The 16,084-nt window shown below is 73.7% G+C and carries 13 protein-coding genes; 7 read left to right on the forward strand and 6 right to left on the reverse strand.

The genetic code is table 11. The features are described 5' to 3' along the window. Positions 1-95 precede the first annotated feature (95 nt). The 3 genes from ACFYNX_RS01585 to ACFYNX_RS01595 are packed head-to-tail and all read left to right on the forward strand — an operon-like array spanning position 96 to position 3,468. On the forward strand, positions 96-1,367 hold the full coding sequence (locus tag ACFYNX_RS01585) for a class I SAM-dependent methyltransferase (RefSeq protein ID WP_388656455.1): 1,272 nt from the start codon (positions 96-98) through the stop codon (positions 1,365-1,367). Then, a complete protein-coding gene (locus ACFYNX_RS01590; protein WP_388656458.1) occupies positions 1,364-2,650 on the forward strand; it encodes a class I SAM-dependent methyltransferase in 1,287 nt (428 codons plus the stop codon). Before ACFYNX_RS01585 ends, ACFYNX_RS01590 begins: the two co-directional genes overlap by 4 nt. Beyond that, on the forward strand, positions 2,647-3,468 hold the full coding sequence (locus ACFYNX_RS01595; protein WP_388656461.1) for a DUF1295 domain-containing protein: 822 nt from the start codon (positions 2,647-2,649) through the stop codon (positions 3,466-3,468). Before ACFYNX_RS01590 ends, ACFYNX_RS01595 begins: the two co-directional genes overlap by 4 nt. 9 nt (positions 3,469-3,477) lie before the next feature. Here the strand turns inward: ACFYNX_RS01595 and sbnA are convergent, their stop codons facing one another. From sbnA to ACFYNX_RS01620, 5 genes are read right to left on the reverse strand one after another with little or no spacing between them, the layout of a single operon-like run. Next, complete coding sequence (gene sbnA, locus ACFYNX_RS01600; protein ID WP_388656464.1) at positions 3,478-4,467, reverse strand: 2,3-diaminopropionate biosynthesis protein SbnA; 990 nt, start codon at positions 4,465-4,467, stop codon at positions 3,478-3,480. 60 nt (positions 4,468-4,527) lie between these two features. Continuing rightward, positions 4,528-5,574, reverse strand: coding sequence for a 2,3-diaminopropionate biosynthesis protein SbnB (gene sbnB, locus ACFYNX_RS01605; protein WP_365540620.1), 1,047 nt, complete (start codon positions 5,572-5,574; stop codon positions 4,528-4,530). After that, positions 5,571-6,572 (reverse strand): TauD/TfdA family dioxygenase, encoded by a 1,002-nt coding sequence (locus ACFYNX_RS01610; protein ID WP_388656467.1) that lies wholly within the window; start codon positions 6,570-6,572, stop codon positions 5,571-5,573. Before ACFYNX_RS01610 ends, sbnB begins: the two co-directional genes overlap by 4 nt. A 26-nt stretch (positions 6,573-6,598) precedes the next feature. Next, positions 6,599-9,166, reverse strand: coding sequence for an amino acid adenylation domain-containing protein (locus ACFYNX_RS01615; protein ID WP_388656470.1), 2,568 nt, complete (start codon positions 9,164-9,166; stop codon positions 6,599-6,601). Beyond that, a complete protein-coding gene (locus ACFYNX_RS01620; RefSeq protein ID WP_388656472.1) occupies positions 9,163-11,667 on the reverse strand; it encodes a Pls/PosA family non-ribosomal peptide synthetase in 2,505 nt (834 codons plus the stop codon). The genes ACFYNX_RS01615 and ACFYNX_RS01620 overlap by 4 nt, the downstream gene beginning before the upstream one ends. Positions 11,668-11,846: 179 nt before the next feature. Between ACFYNX_RS01620 and ACFYNX_RS01625 the strand changes: the two genes are divergently transcribed. Then, positions 11,847-13,334, forward strand: coding sequence for a glutamate synthase subunit beta (locus ACFYNX_RS01625; protein ID WP_388656475.1), 1,488 nt, complete (start codon positions 11,847-11,849; stop codon positions 13,332-13,334). 90 nt (positions 13,335-13,424) lie between these two features. Here the strand turns inward: ACFYNX_RS01625 and ACFYNX_RS01630 are convergent, their stop codons facing one another. Next, the gene (locus ACFYNX_RS01630; RefSeq protein ID WP_388656478.1) at positions 13,425-13,802 is read right to left on the reverse strand and encodes a hypothetical protein; all 378 of its coding nucleotides are present in this window, start codon (positions 13,800-13,802) and stop codon (positions 13,425-13,427) included. 290 nt (positions 13,803-14,092) lie between these two features. On the opposite strand from ACFYNX_RS01630, the gene ACFYNX_RS01635 reads away from it, so the two are divergent. The 3 genes from ACFYNX_RS01635 (at position 14,093) to ACFYNX_RS01645 (ending at position 15,995) form a co-directional block, all read left to right on the forward strand. After that, positions 14,093-14,527: an ATP-binding protein gene (locus ACFYNX_RS01635; protein ID WP_388656481.1), complete on the forward strand. Its 435-nt coding sequence runs from the start codon at positions 14,093-14,095 to the stop codon at positions 14,525-14,527. Positions 14,528-14,682: 155 nt separating this feature from the next. Further along, on the forward strand, positions 14,683-15,249 hold the full coding sequence (gene sigK / locus ACFYNX_RS01640) for an ECF RNA polymerase sigma factor SigK (protein WP_365540613.1): 567 nt from the start codon (positions 14,683-14,685) through the stop codon (positions 15,247-15,249). Then, positions 15,246-15,995, forward strand: a complete 750-nt coding sequence (locus tag ACFYNX_RS01645) for an anti-sigma factor domain-containing protein (RefSeq protein WP_388656484.1) — start codon at positions 15,246-15,248, stop codon at positions 15,993-15,995. Before sigK ends, ACFYNX_RS01645 begins: the two co-directional genes overlap by 4 nt. Positions 15,996-16,084: the final 89 nt, after the last annotated feature.

Genomic DNA, 16,084 nt, shown 5'->3' on the forward strand with positions numbered 1-16,084 from the left:
CCCCGGCCTTCCCCGATCGCGCCCGGGCTCCCCGGCGTGCCGCGTCCGTGCCGGTCCAGCCCGGTCCGGCCGCGGCCGTCCACACCGAAGAAGCCGTGGACCGCGTCGAAGCCGCCGGAGCCGCCCGGGCCGTGGACGTCGTCGAAGCCGTCGACGCCGACCGCTGGCCGGACGTGGCCCGGCCTCCGAAGGCGGCGCCCGGCCGGACGGCCCTCGCCCGGTACCTGGTGCGCAAGGCGCTGAAGGACCTGTCGCTCCTCGCGCCCGACGGGGCCGCGGACCCCGCCGTGCCGTCCCCGCCCCGGCTCGTGCTCCACGACCCGGACGCCTTCTACCGCAGGATCGGCAGCGCCGGCCTGATCGGCTTCGGCGAGTCCTACATGGCCGGGGAGTGGGACGGCGACGACCTGCCCGGGGTCCTGGCCCGCCTCGCCGCGCACGTCGACGAGCTGGTGCCCGCCCCGCTGCACCGACTGCGCTCCCTGTGGGTGCCCTCCCGGCCGGGCGGCGACCGCAACACCCCCGACGGGGCGCGGGAGAACGTCCACCGCCACTACGACCTGTCGAACGAGCTGTTCGCCACCTTCCTCGACCCGTCCCTCACCTACTCCTCCGCGCTGTTCCCCGCCTTCCCCGCCCGCTTCGCGTCCCTGACGGACGCCCAGCACCGCAAGATCGACCGGCTCCTCGACCTCGCCCGGGTCGGCGCGGACACGCGGCTCCTGGAGATCGGCACCGGCTGGGGCGAACTCGCCCTGCGGGCGGCGGCCCGGGGCGCGCGGGTCACCACCCTCACCCTCTCCTCCGAGCAGGCCGACCTCGCACGCGCGCGCGTGCGGGAGGCCGGTCTGGCCGACCGGGTCGACGTCCAACTACGCGACTACCGTGATGTCGAGGGCCGCTACGACGCCGTCGTCAGCGTCGAGATGATCGAGGCGGTCGGGGCCGAGTACTGGGCCTCCTACTTCCGGACCCTGCGCGGCGCGCTCGCCCCCGGCGGCAGGGTCGCCCTCCAGGCCATCACCATGGGCCACCTGCGGATGCTGCACACCGCCGCCACCCACACGTGGATCAGCAAGTACGTCTTCCCCGGCGGCCTGATCCCCTCCCGCGAGGCCATCGACGCGCACTCCACCGCCGCCGGGCTGCGGACCGTCGCCGACAACGGCTACGGCCCGCACTACGCGGAGACCCTGCGCCTGTGGCGGGAGCGGTTCACCGCCCGGCGGGACGACGTCGCCGCCCTCGGCTTCGACACCGTCTTCCGGCGCATGTGGGAGCTGTACCTCGCCTATTCGGAAGCCGGCTTCCGCTCCGGCTACCTCGACGTCCGCCAGATCCTCCTGACCGAAGGGACCCCCCGATGAGGCCCGCCGCCGACCGTCTCGCCGAACTGCTCGGCCACTTCGTCACCGGTCCGCCGCCGGTACGGCTGCGCGCCTGGGACGGCAGCACGGCCGGCCCCGCCGACGCGCCCCTCGTCTCGCTCCGCTCCCCCGCGGCCCTGCGCCGCCTGCTGTGGCAGCCGGGCGAACTGGGCCTGGCGGAGGCGTACGTCACCGGGGAACTCGACGTCGAGGGGGACCTCGCCCGGGCCCTGTCCCGGGCCGGCCGCGCCGTCCGCGACCAGGGGACCGTCCGGCCGGGTCCGGCCGGTCTGGCGGCGGCCGGCGCCCTGGCCGTGGGCCTGGGCGCGGCCGGGCCGCCGCCGCGCCGCCCCGACGGCCGCGCGCGCCTGGGCGGACGGCTGCACACCACGGGCCGCGACCGGGCCGCGATCAGCCACCACTACGACCTCTCCAACGACTTCTACGCCCTGCTGCTCGACGAGTCCATGGCGTACTCGTGCGGCTACTGGACCCGTCCCGACGACCCCTCCTACGGTCTGGCCGACGCCCAGCGGGACAAGCTGGAGCTGATCTGCCGCAAGCTCGGCCTGCGCGCCGGGGACCGGCTCCTCGACGTCGGCTGCGGCTGGGGCTCGCTCGCCGTGCACGCCGCCCGCGAGCACAAGGTCCGCGTCACCGCCGTCACCCTCTCCCGGGCCCAGCGGCACTTCGTGGCCGACCGGTGCGTGCGCGAGGGCGTGGCCGACCTCGTGGACGCCGAGTTCGGCCACTGGCGCCACATCGACGCGACGGGCTTCGACGCGGTGTCCACCGTGGAGATGGGCGAGCACGTCGGCGACGCCGAGTACCCGGAGTTCGCGGCGAAGCTGTACGGCGCGCTGCGCCCCGGCGGGCGGCTGTTCGTCCAGCAGATGTCCCGGGGCGCGAACGCGCCGGGCGGGGGGCCGTTCATCGAGACCTACATCGCCCCCGACATGCACATGCGTCCGGTCGGCAGGACCGTGGACGTGCTGGAGTCCGCCGGTTTCGAGGCCCGGCACGTCGAGTCCGTCCGCGAGCACTACACGCGGACCATCGACGCCTGGCGCGACCGGCTCGAATCCGAGTGGCCCCGGTTCGAGGCGCTCGTCGGCACGACGACCTGCCGCGTCTGGCGCCTCTATCTGGCCGGTGCCTCGCTCGCGTTCTCGGAGCGGCGCATGGGCGTCGACCAGATCCTCGCCGTCCGCCCCGCCCGTGGGGGCGGTGCGGGCGTACCGTCCGCTCCCGCCGCCTGGTACGGCCCGGACGGCCGGCCGTGAACCCGCCCGACTGGGGCGCGCTCGTCCCCTGCCTCCTCGCCACGGCCGCCGTGGCGGTGGGGGTCCTGCTCGTCACGTTCGCCGTCGCCGTCCGCCGGGGCCTGCACCGGATCGTGGACATCGCCTGGGGCCTCGCCTTCTGCGCCGTCGCCGTCGTCGCCTTCGTCCTGTCCGACGGGCACGGCGACGACGGGCGGCGGCTGCTGGTCACCGCGGCCACCGTCGTCTGGGGGCTGCGGCTCTCGCTGCACATCGCCCACCGCTCCCGGGGCCACGGCGAGGACCCGCGCTACACCGAGCTCCTCGACAAGGCGCCGGGCAACCGCACCCGGTACGCGCTGCGGACCGTGTACCTCTTGCAGGCGGGCCTCGTCTGGCTGGTCTCGCTGCCGGTCCAGCTCGCCGTCCACAGCCCCTCGCCGCTGGGCCCGCTCGACGCCGTCGCGGCGGCCGTGTGGGCGGCCGGGCTGGTCTTCGAGGCCGTCGGCGACCGCCAACTGGCCCGGTTCAAGGCCGATCCCGCGCACCGCGGGCGCGTCATGGACCGGGGGCTGTGGGCGTGGACCCGGCATCCGAACTACTTCGGTGACGCCCTCGTCTGGTGGGGCCTGTACCTCCTGGCCTGCACCACCTGGCAGACGGCCCTGGCCGGGCTCGTCTCCCCCGTCGTCATGACCCTGCTGCTGACCGTCGGCAGCGGCAAGCGCCTGCTGGAGAGGCGCATGGCCGACCGCCCCGGCTACGCCGCGTACGCCGCCCGGACCAGCGGTTTCCTGCCCAGGCCGCCGCGCCGTACCCCGTCGCGGCACAGGAGGTGACGGTGCCCCTCACCTCGGCGGCACCCGGTCGACGGTCCTGCTGTCCGGCACGAGGACGTCGTCGCCGTACAGCGCCTGTGCCCAGTTGGACTGGTAGATCGTGTCGAGGTAGCGCTCGCCGAGGTCCGGGGCGATCGCGACGGCGGTGGCCCCCGGGGTGCCGCGGCGGGCGAGCCAGCCGGTCGCGCCGCTGACGACCGTGCCGGTGGACCCTCCGAAGAGGAAGCCGCGCCGGGCGAGCATGCGGCAGGTGCGCACGGTGTCCGCCTCCTCGACGGACACCGCCTCGTCCACGTACGCCTCGTCGAGCAGCGGCGGCTTCATGCTCATGCCGAGGCCGGGGATCATGCGGCGTCCGGGCGTGCCGCCGAAGATGGCGGAGCCGACGCTGTCCACGGCGACGATGCGCACGGACGGGTTCCAGGCGCGGAAGAACCGCGCGCAGCCCATCAGGGTCCCCGTGGTGCCGACCCCGACGAAGAGGGTGTCGAGCTGCGGGAACGCGCGGGCGATGGCGGGCGCCGTCCTGCGGTAGTGGGCCTTCCAGTTGTTCGCGTTGGTGTACTGGCTGAGCCACACGCACCGGTCGTCGTCGGCGCACAGGGCGCGGACGAGGGCGAGCCGCGCTCCGAGGAGGCTGCCGCTGCCCGCCTCGTCGGAGACGACGTGCACGTCGCTCCCCAGGGCCTCCATCATCAGGCGGGTGGTCAGGTTGCAGTGGGAGTCGGTGACGCAGAGGAAGCGGTAGCCCCTGCCGGCCGCGATCATGCTCAGCGCGACGCCGAGGTTGCCCGAGGACGACTCGACGAGGATCGAGTCCTCGGTGAGGATCCCGCTCCGTTCGGCGGCTTCCACCATCTCGGTCGCCGCCTTCAGCTTGACGGAACCGGCGAAGTTGAACCCCTCGCACTTGAGGAACAGGGGGTGTCCGGTCGTCGGCCCGAGGTCGACGTACAGGTCCTCCTCGTTGAAGTCCTGCGGGACGGATATGACGGTCACGGTGCTCTCCTTCTCGTGGTCGGACAGTCCGGCCGAAGGGTCCGGCAGGACGGGACCGCCTCATCCGTAGCGGTTCAGTTCGTCGAAGAAACTGTCGACGAGCAGCAGTCGGCCGGACCGGGCCACCTCGTCGTAGACGTACTTGCCGACGGCCAGGTCGAGGACTCCGAGCCCGAAGGGCGAGAAGATCACGGGGCGGTCCGGCGGTGGCGTCACGCGTCCGGCCATGACGTCCTCGAGCGTGCCGTGGAGGAAGTCCCGGTTGCCGGTCAACTGCTGCGTGAGGTGGGGTGAGGTCGACTCCCTGAGGACGTGCTCGACGTCGTCGACGATGTTGGTCGCGGACAGCAGGACCTGGGGCGCGAGGTCGCGCAGCGAGATGTGCAGCACGAGGGGGTTGTGGTCGAACCACGAGGCCTCGGTGACGTGCGGCCGGCCGGCGACGGTCGCGAAGACCACCAGGTCGCTGGTGCGGATGAGCGTCTCGGCGTCGCGGTGCACGGTGACGGGTCCGGTGTTCCCCGCCTGCTCCAGGTAGAGCCGGAAGCCGGCCGCGCTGTCCGCCGACAGGTCGTGGACGCCGGTGTGCTCGAACGTCCAGCCGGTGCCGGCGAGGTAGGTGTGGATGTAACGGGCGATCAGGCCGGTGCCGACGAACCCGACGCGGGTGGGCCGCGGCCGGCCCTGGCTGAGCCGGTCGGCCGCCGACGCCGCGGACGCGGCGGTCCTGGCGGCGCTGATGACCGAGCTCTCCATGCAGGCGAAGGGGTAGCCGGTGGCGGGGTCGTTGAGGATGAGCACGGCCGAGGCCCTGGGGATGCCCGACCTCACGTTCCCGGGGAAGCTCGCGATCCACTTGAGGCCGTCCACTCGGGTCTCGTCCCCTCCGAGGGAGGCCGCGAGGGCGATGATGCGCGACGCGGGCCGGTCGGTGAACCGGAGAAAGGAGGAGGGCGGGTTGACGGTGTGTCCGGCGGCGTGCAGCCGGTAGGTGTCCTCGACGACCCGCGTCACGGCGCTCTCCCGGCCCCGGAGGACTTCCTTGACCTGGCGTCCGGGGACCACGGCGAACGGCGGCACCACGGGTGCGGCGACGGAAGCGGTCATGACTCGGTCCTCCTCGACGGCCGGTCCGGGGACGGCGGATCGACCGGGTCGATCGGTTCGGCCATGGCCACCAGGACGTCCCGCGGCCCCGTGTACGCCTCCCGGCCGTGGGCGGTGCGCAGGTTGTCGACGATCATCAGGTCGCCGGCCCGCCACGGCCGGCGGACCGTCGCCCCCTCGTACGCCTCGTTGATCCGTTCGACCACGTCCCGGGGCACCGGGTCGCCGCCGCCGTAGCGCGTGGTGAAGGGCAGGCCGTTCGGGCCGTACTCCTCGATCAGGAACTCCCGTACCTCGGGGGCCATGGTCCACTCGTTCAGGAAGGCGATCTGGTTGAACCAGCAGCGCAGGCCGCTGACCGGGTGCCGTACGACCGCGGCGCGCCGCTGGCGCGTGCGCAGCGTCCCGTCGGGCTGCCAGGCGGTCTCGATGTCGTGGGTCCGGCAGTACGCGTCGACGGCTCCGCGGTCCTCGGTGCCGAACGCCTGGGGCAGGGTGGCGCCGATCTCGCCGTTGTAGGAGCGTTCGAGCAGCCAGCCCTCCTCCTCGAAGCGCTCGACCAGGTCGGCGGGAAGGGCCTCCAGGACGGCGGCGGCGTCCGCGAGCGCCGTGGCTCCGCCGCCGGTCGGCGGTTCCAGGCAGGCGAAGAGCAGCAGTCGGGGGCAGCGGCGCGCGTAGCTCAGTTCGTGGTGCATGCACATCGGTTGGTTGGCGGGCCAGGTGGCCGACGAGTAGAGGCCTTCGCCGCGCGTCTCGCGGGGTGCGAAGCCCTCCGTCTCCCGCACGGGCCGGTCGGTCAGCTTGCGGACGACCGTCTCGGCGTCGGCCGCGCCTCGCAGGTCCAGTCCGCCGACGAGGACCGCGCCGTGCTCGGCGACTCGGTCGAGCAGCTCCTTGCGGTAGGAGTCGGGCCAGGCGGCCGGGTTCGGGGGCGCCGCGCTTTCGTGGATCGCCGTGGGTTCCGGTGTCTGCGGCTTGCGGAACAGTGCGGACAGCATGTCGTTCCTCTCCATCGGTGCGTGGTTCACGAGGTCGCCGGCAGTGCGGCGGCGCGAGCGGTCTCGGAGCCCGCCGGGGACCGGCGGGCCCTTTCGTCGATCAGGGCGGCCAGGTCGGCCAGGACGGGATGCGCGGTCAGATCGCGCGGGGAGACGGCACGGTCCAGGGCGACGGCCAGGCGCACGGCGGACAGGGAGGTGCCGCCCAGGTCGAAGAAGTCGTCCTGCCGGCCGATGCCTTCGCCCGGGACGCCGAGGACGTGCGCCCAGGCCGTGGCGAGCCGCCGCTCGGTCGGCGTACGGGTCGGGCGGTGTCCGTCGTCGGACCGGCCGGGGCTCCGGGCGAGGGCGCCGAGGGCCCGGCGGTCGACCTTGCCGTTGGCGGTGAGCGGCAGCGCCTGCCGCCAGTGCACGGCGGCCGGGACCATGTAGGCGGGCAGCAGTTCGCCGAGTCGCCGGAGAAGCGCGCCCTCCGCGAGTGGCCGCCGGCCGGTGCAGAACGCCACCAACTGCCGTGCGTGGTCCTCCTCGCCGGTGACGACGACGGCGCCGTCGCGGACTCCGGGAAGCCGCAGCAGGGCGCTCTCGACCTCGCCGATCTCGACGCGGAACCCGCGGACCTTCACCTGGGCGTCGCGACGTCCGTGGTACTCGAGCTTCCCTCCCGGCAGCCAGCGACCGAAGTCCCCTCCGCGGTAGAGGCGCTGCCCGGGGTGGTACGGATCGGGGAGGTAGGAGTCCCGGGTGCGTTCGGGGTCGTTCACGTAGCCGCGACCCACGCAGACCCCGGAGAAGACGACGGCTCCGGGGGCCCCGAGGGGAACCGGCACCAGGTCGTCGTCGACCACGTAGACCCGTACGTTGGCCACGGGCCGGCCCAGGGGGATCCGGTCGCCGTCCGGCACGCCCGTCATCACCTCGTGGTTGGTGTCGTCCGACGTCTCCGTCAGCCCGTAGGCGTTGACCAGGGGGACCCCGGGCAGCGCGGCGAACCAGCGCCGGACGAGGCCCTTGTGCAGCGCTTCTCCGGTGACCGACGCACAACGCAGGTCGGCCGGTCGGCGGGGCGTGCGCTCCAGCGCGGACAGCAGGACGTCGAGGTACGACGGGACGACCTGGAGGACCGTGACCCGGCCGTCGGCGACGGTGTCGAGGAACCTGTCGGCGTCGAGGACGGCCTCCTGCTCGACGAGGAGCGTCCGCCCGCCGGCCAGGGGCCCGGCGAGGAGCTGCCACAGCGAGATGTCGAAGCACTGCGACGCGGTCTGCGCCACGACGTGGCCCTCGTCGATGCCGAGGTCCTCGATCTTCGCCAGGAGGTGGTTGAGCATGCCGGCGTGTTCGCACAGGGCGCCCTTGGGTTCACCGGTGGATCCGGAGGTGAAGTAGACGTAGGCCAGTTGGTCCGCCGCCACCGGGACGGCGGGGTCGTCGGCGCGGGCGGTGCTCCCGGCGACGGCGGGGACGAGCAGCGTGCGCGTGCCGGGCCGGGTTTCGAGGGCCCGGTCGAGGTTCCGGGAGGCGTCGGGCTCCGTGAGCACGAGGGCGCAGTCCGAGCGGGTGAGCATCGCGGCGATGCGCCCGGGCGGATAGGTGGGGTCGATGGGCAGGTAGGCGCCGCCCGCCTTGAGGACGGCGATCACCGCCGCCATCCAGTGCAGCGTGCGGCCGGTGACCACGGCGACGACGTCCTCGGGCTCCAGTCCCCCGGAGAGCAGGGCCCGGGCCAGGCGGTTGGCCCGTTCGTTCAGTTCGCGGTAGGTCCAGCGCGTGCCGCGGTGCTCGGCCGCGACGGCATCGGGCCGCTCGCGCGCCCGTTCCTCGAACAGTTCGTGGAAGCGGCGGTCCGGGAGCGGCCGGGAGGGACCGGCGAGTTCCTCGGTCTGGAACCGGATCTCCTCGGCGGACAGCAGGGTGCGGCGTTCGTGGTGCTCTTCGGGGGCGGTGGCGATCCGTTCGAGCGCGCGGAGGTGGTAGCCGCCGATGCGGGCGGCTGCGGCGCCGTCGAGCACGTCGGTGCGGTAGCGCAGGCGCAGGACGCCCGGGTCGTCCTCGGGGATGCTCACGCACAGCGCCGTACCGTCCGGCGCGTGTCCGTTCCCGGACGGGTCGAACACGACGTCCGGCGGCGTGCCGGGGAACCCGTCGACGTCCCGCCGCTCCGCGGGGGGCGGGAGCGGAAGCGCGCGGTGGGCCTCCTCGACGAGGTGGCGCCAGGTGCCGGGCCCGACCGTCAGTCGGCAGGCCGTCGGGCGGTGCGCGCCCGGGGGCAGGTAGCCGGTCGTGACCTCGGCGTCGGCGGACAGCGCGGAGAGCACCTTCGCGTGGGCGGCCAGGAGGACGGCGGCGACCGGCACCCCGGACGCGGCGGCGCGGGCGCGCAGCGCGTCGGCCGTCCGGCCGGGGAGGGGCGTCGCGGTGTGCTCCGCGGTGCCGGGCACCGGGTCGGGGGCCCACCTCGGCACGGTCGTGAACGTGTGACCGGCGGAGGTGTGCGGGTGGTCGGCGGGGGTGTGCGGGTGGTCGGCGGGGGTGTGCGGGTGGTCGGCAGAGGTGCGCGCGGGCGGTGCGTCCGCGGTCGGTCGTTCCGTCATCGCCGTTCGTCTCCCTGGGTGTCGTGCTCCGGGGCGGTCGGTCGTGCGGGGTTCCCCGACCACCGCCCGTGGTCGGGGACCGTCTCGCCCTTCATCAGGAAGCAGTCCGCCGCCAGGTGGGCACCGTCGCCGACCGTGGCGCCGTAGTGGACGAGGGCGCCGACCCCGAGCGTGGAGCCGGCGCCGATCCGGCTGGTGTCGGACTTGAAGGTGCCGTCCTCCTGCGAGTGGCACTGGACGACGCTGCCCGCGTTGAGGGTGCAGCCGTCCCCGAGGGTGACCATGGTCCGCTCGGTCAGGCTGCAGCCGTCGTCGAACACCGACGCGCCGATCCGCACGCCGAGCAGTCGCCACACGAGGGGCTTGAACGGGGTGCCGTTCAGGACCTGCAGGTACGTCTCCGACGGCACCTTCCAGTACCGTTCGCGCCGCCAGAAGCGGATGTCGTAGATCGAGCAGAAGAGCGGTCCGAGCGGGTGCGCCGCCGTGACCAGGCGTTCGATCAGCACGTAGTACAGGACGGTGAACGGCAGCAGCGCGGTGTTGGCAAGGGCGATGGCCGTGACGCCCCACTGGGCGTACAGGTCGGCCGCTCCCGCGTAGAGGAGGGTGACCGCGAAGAAGTAGAGCCAGGCGGTGAACAGGAACCACGCCATGGTGGCGGCGTTGTGCCGGTTCTTGGCGAGCAGGCGGCGGTGCAGGCCCTCGCCCTGCGCGAGGGCGTCGAAGGTGCCGTCCCGCGCCACCGAGCGGGGGATCTCGAAGCTCGGTGATCCGAGCAGGCCCACGTCGTGCCGGAGCGGGCCGTCGACGGGAACCATGACCTTGGTCGCCAGGAGGCAGTTGTCGCCGGTCCTGCCCCGGGAGGGGTAGGCGATCCTGTTGCCGAGGAAGTTGTGCGCTCCGATGGTGGTACGGGTCACGCGGAAGGACGTACTGGAGTAGTCGGCGTTCATCAGCGACAGCCCGTCCGCGACCATGGTCCCCCGGCCCACGGAGCTCAGCACGGGGCTCTCGTGCTTGACCGCGGTGCCGAAGTTCGAGCCGGTCTGTTCCGCGGCGGACAGGTCGTAGCCGATCCAGCGCAGGTAGTGCACCACGGCGGAGCTGTCGCCGAAGAGGCGCGTCATGAACCTTCTGTTGGTCAGCAGGGTGGCCGCCCGGTGTGCCGCGTGGTGGACGCCGTACAGGGGGTAGACCCGGCCCGGGGTCACGAACCGGCCGAGGACACGGGGAACGACGGCCAGCGTGATCAGGGCGATCGGGACGCCGCCGAAGAAGACGACGCCCGTCACCAGCATCAGGTCGGCGTAGAAGACCCAGTCGGCGAGTGCGGCGGGCCCCGGTTCCAGGGCCGTCGTGACCTGCGGGGCCTTCGCGAGGAGTACGTCCAGGCATCCCACGGCGAGCGGTGCGAACACCAGCAGCGCCATGACGACCTGGGCGGCGCCGTGGCCCGCACGCCGTACCGCTCCGCAGCGGGCCGGAGCCACCGCCAGGAAGTCCGCGTCCGTCGGCTGGCCCGGTGACCCGTGCCAGTGCTCGCCGTCGGGCACGTGCTGGCCCCGGTGGAGCGAGGACGCGTGGCCGAGCTGTGCCCCGTCGCCCATCGACGTGCCGATGTCGAGGACCGTCGCCTCGCTGACGACCACGTCGCGCCCGAGGGTGACCGTGCCCGTCTCGATCGCGGCGTCGTGGGCGCGGTAGCAGCCGAACAGGACGTCCTTGCGGATGACCGTGCGGTCGCCGACCGTCAGGAGGTCGGTGCACACGGGCACGCTGCGGGAGAGGACGGTCACTCCGCGTCCGATCCGCGCGCCGAGGGCCCTGAGGTAGAGGACGTAGAGCGGGGAGCCGACGGTCAGGACCATCGGATTCGCCCGTATCAGTGTCCTGACCAGCCAGAAGCGGACGTACGCGAGGCTCCAGACCGGAATCTGCCGCTGCTTCCAGCGGCCGATGAGGACCCACTTCGCGGCGACCGGCAGGGTGCACAGGACCAGCAGGGCCACGGCGCCGAACACGACCGACCTCAGGTAGTCGTTCCAGAGGCCGGCGCCGGTGGAGATCCAGTCGTAGCCGCGGGCGGTGACGAGGGCGAGGAGGAAGGCGTAGCCGACGAAGCACAGCAGTTGCAGCGCACCGCACAGCACCTGGCGCCGGCGCTCCGGCGGGGGCTCGGGGCCGGGCGGGCGGGTCTCGGGGGCGGCGACCGTTGCGGCGACGGCGGGAGCCGGTCCGTCGCCGTCGAGGACCGTGCTCAGGCTTCTGATCGTCGGATGCCGGTAGACGTCCCTCATCGACACGTCGGGAAGGCCGCCCTGCTTCCTCACCCGGGCGCAGAAGTGCGCCATGACCAGGGAGTCCGTACCCAGCTCGTCGAAGAAGTGGCTGTCGAGGGGCACGTCGTCCAGATGGGCGACGTCCGCGAGCAGCCGGGCCAGTGCCTCCTGCGTGCCGGTGCTCTCGCGAGGCTCGGCGTCGAGCGACTTCTGTGTCATGGGAGAACTCCCCGGATCGGGACCTGGCAGCCGCGTCGGATGTCGTACGGGTGATTCGTTGCCGTCTCCCGGATCGACGAAGATCACTCCGGACTTCTCCCGTCCCGGACGGTGCCGCGCCGCGGACGTACGCTGGGAGGACCCCTGCCGGACCCCTGAGCAGCGTTGCGGAGGGCGGCATGACCGACCCCTTCGGCTTCCTCACCACACCCCGCCGGCCCGTGCCCGCGCGGCCTTCCGGGGAACGCCTCGGCGATTGGCACGAGGTGTACGCGGGCCAGGCCCTGCTGCCGCTGGTCTCCGGGCAGGCCCGTCGCTGCATGGACTGCGGCGTCCCGTTCTGCCACGGGGGCTGTCCGCTCGGCAACCTCATCCCCGAGTGGAACGTGTACGCGGCCCACGACGACTGGCGCACCGCGTCGGAACGGCTGCACGCGACCAACAACTTCCCCGAGTTCACCGGGCGCGTCTGTCCGGCGCCCTGCGAGGACGCCTGTGTCCTGGCGCTCGGCGGGGAACCGGTGACCATCAAGAACGTCGAGCAGGCCATCGCCGACGAGGCCTGGGCCCGGGGTCACGTCCGCGCCCATCCGCCGGAGCGGCTGACGGGCCGGTCGGTGGCGGTGGTGGGCTCGGGTCCGGCGGGCCTCGCGGCGGCGCAGCAGCTCACCCGAGCCGGTCACCTCGTCACGGTCTTCGAGCGGTCCGACCGCGTCGGCGGGCTGCTGCGCTACGGCATCCCCGCCTTCAAGCTGGAGAAGCGGCACCTGGACCGGCGGATCGCGCAGATGCGGGAGGAGGGCACGCGGTTCCGCACCGGCGTCGACGTCGGTACCGATCTGGACGCGACCGCGATGAGGAGCGCGCACGACGCGGTGATCGTGGCCGTCGGAGCGACGGAGCCGCGCGAACTCGCCGTACCCGGAAGGGAGTCGGGAGGCGTCCACCAGGCCATGGAGTACCTGACGGCGGCGAACCGGGTGGCCGAGGGCGACCGCGCGCGGCCGTCCGTGACGGCCGAGGGCAGACGCGTGGTGATCATCGGAGGGGGTGACACGGGAACGGACTGCCTCGGCACCGCCCTGCGCCAGGGCGCCGCGTCCGTCGTGCACGTGGACGTCAAACCGATGGCGGGCGCGTCCCGTCGGGAGGACGAGCCGTGGCCGCTGGTCCACCCGAGGATCCACCGCGTCTCGCACGCCCACGAGGAGGCCCGTGACCGGGACGGCGACGATCCGAGGGTGTTCTGCGCGGCGGCCGTACGGTTCGAGCGCGACGCCGCCGGTCGCGTCGAGGCGGTGCGCCTCACGGAGGTGGACCCCTCGGACAGGGCGCCGCGACCGGGAACCGAGCGGACGCTGCCCGCCCAACTGGTCCTGCTCGCCCTGGGGTTCCGCGGCCCCCGGCACGGCACGCCTCTCACGGCGGCCCTCGGGCTCGTCCCCGACGACCGCGGCAACTTCGCCCGCACCGCCGGGTTCGCGGCGCGGGCGGCGGACCCGGTCCCGGAGGGGGTCTTCGTGGCGGGCGACGCCGGGCGCGGGCAGTCCCTCGTGGTCTGGGCCCTGGCGGAGGGCCGGTCCGCCGCGACCGCGGCGGACCGCTACCTGATGGGCTCCAGCGACCTGCCCGCTCCGATCACGGCCGCGGACGGGCCGCTGGCGTAGCCGAGCGGGCGCGCGGGCCCGGCACCGGCCGCGCCCCACGAGGAGGTGGGGCCGGGAGTCGTGCTCCCGGCCCCACCTCCGGGCTCCGCGTCAGCGGTGCCTGCAGTCCCAGTGTCCCTTCACCCAGGTGTGGTCCCAGTGGCCGGGAACATAGACCCACTTGGAGGAGTGCTCGTGGCTCCAGTAGCCCTTGACCCACTTCCCGTGCGCGTCGTGATGGCCCGGGTGCCAGGTCTTGTGGGAGACGGCCTTCTTCTCCCAGTGGTCCTTGACCCACTTCTTCTCCCAGTGGCCCTTCTTCCACTCGCACCGGTCGTGGTGGTCGACCGTCACCACGCCGGTGGCGACGGACGCGGGTGCCGGGACGGCTGCCGCCGTGCCCGACAGGCCGAGCGCGGCACCGCCGGCCAGCAGGCCGGACGCCGCGGCGCCCGCCGTCAGACGGCGGAGTCGGGTGGACGCGGTCATCGGATCCACCTCCTTCGAACGAATCTCATCGGCGCACACGTACGGGAACCGGCGGACGTACCCGGGGGCAGCCGTCCTGTGACGGCTGCCCCCGGTCGCCGTTCCCGCTGTGCAGGACACGGGGGGTTCGGAGCCGAAGGCACCGTGGACGAAGCGGACGCCGGAGAATTTCCCGACCGCGGCGGGCGAACCGCTCCCGAAACACCGGACGCGACATCCGGCGGCCGCGCGGCTCCGAATCCCCCGTACACATCCGTGCCCACCGGCTCGATCCCCTTCAGGGGGCAGTCATGATCACCACGATGCCGTCACCCGGCACGACACGCCACAGCGTCGCCCTCCCCTACGACCCGAAGGCACCGGCGACCGCCCGTCACGTCACCGAGCGCTGGCTGGAGGACTCCCGGACGAGGCCGGTCCGGACGGCGGAAGCCGTGCTGGTCGTCTCCGAGCTGGTCACGAACGCCGTCCGCCACGCGCGCGGCCCCTGCGTACTGACGCTGACGGTACGCGGAGCGCTGCTCGACATCGCCGTCGCCGACCGGAGCGAGGAACTTCCCTGGACGTCGTGGGAGGGGCCCGGAGACGAGCGGGGCGGTTTCGGCTTCCCCCTCATCCGCGGGCTCGGCGGCCGGATCAAGGTGGTCCCCGCCCTCGGGGGCAAGTCCCTGCACGTCGCGCTCGATCTGGACTCCGGCGGGGTCGGACCGGACGGACCGCCGTGACCCTCCCCGCCCGGCGCCGGGCCCCTCACCCGATTGCCCCTGCCGTACGGCGTCCGCACGGGATCACGGGCAGAGTCGGGCAAGGACGGCGCCCGTGCACCGGGGGCACGTCGTCAGCACAGCGGCCGACCGACACGGAGGACGGTGAGCAGCGCGTGCCGCAGGCACACGAGCCCGATGCGAAGGTGGAGGAGCTGCTGACCCGCTCGGCCGACGGGGACCAAGAGGCGTTCGCCGGCGTGTACGACGCCCTCGTCGGTTCGGTCCTGGGTCTGACCCGCCGGATCCTGCGGGACGCCGCGCAGGCCGAGGAGGTGACGCAGGACGTCATGATCGAGGTCTGGCGCACCGCAGACCGCTACCGGTCCGAACGGGGCACGGCCAGGACGTGGGTCCTCACCCTCGCCCACCGCCGGGCCGTCGACCGGGTGCGCGCCGCGCAGGCGAGCGCGGACCGGGAGCGGCGCGCCGCGATGCTGTCCTCCCCGCGCTCCTTCGACGAGGTCGCCGAGACCGTCGAGGGCCGGGACGAGTACCGGCGCGTGTACCGCTGCCTCGGCGGGCTCGCCCCCGTCCACCGGGTCCCGCTCGTGCTGGCCTACTACGAGGGACTCACCTGCCTGGAGGTGGCCCGGTCCCTGTCGACCCCGGCGGGAACGGTGAAGTCGAGGATGCGCGCGGGCCTGCGCAGGCTCCGCGCCTGTCTGGAGGGCACGTCATGACGCCTGCCGACGAGAACCTGCACGACGACGTCGGGGCGTACGTCCTCCACGCCCTCTCCCCGGCCGAGGAGGCCGCCTTCGAGAACCACCTCGCGGGCTGCGACGCCTGTCGCGGCGAGGTGGAGGAGCTCCGGCGGGCGACGACCCTGCTCGCGTCCGCGGAGAGCGCCGCCCCCTCCCCCGAACTCAGGCGGCGGATCCTCGAACGCATCGGAACCGTCCGCCAGGAGCACGTCTCCCGCCCGCCACGGCCCCGCAGGCGCGTGCTGGACATGGTCCTGGCCGCGTCGCTCGCCGCGGCCGTCGCCCTCGGCGGCATCGCCGTGTGGCAGCACTCCCGGGCCGAGGACGCCCGCGCCGGGGTCGCCCGGGCGGAGGAGCGGGCACGCGGCTACGGTTCGGCCTTCGCCGACGTCCTCACCGCCTCCGACGCCGTCCTCCACTCGGAGAGGCTGGACGACGGGACGGCCGTCGCCGTCGTCGTCTCCCGCGACCAGAACCGGGCGGCGTTCACCGCCCGTGGCCTGCCGGCCCTGGCCTCCGACCGGGTCTACGAGCTCTGGTACGCCGTCGCGGCGGGCGATCTGCGGCCCGCCGGGCTGCTCCCCGGCACCGGGGAGGCGGCGACCCGCCTGCTCGAAGGCCCCCTCGGCGACGCCGTCGCCGTCGGCATCACCGTCGAACCCGCGGGCGGTTCGCAGCAGCCCACCACCGAACCCCTGGGCATCGTCCCCCTCGACGCGTGAGACGCATGAGCCGGGCGACGCCCCGCCCGCCGCTCCCTCCCCGTCCCGTCCGCGCAACCGGGCACATGTCACCCGCCGTACGTGCCGGT

Source organism: Streptomyces sp. NPDC007872 (assembly GCF_042868165.1).
In the GTDB taxonomy this organism is placed as follows: Bacteria; Actinomycetota; Actinomycetes; order Streptomycetales; family Streptomycetaceae; genus Streptomyces.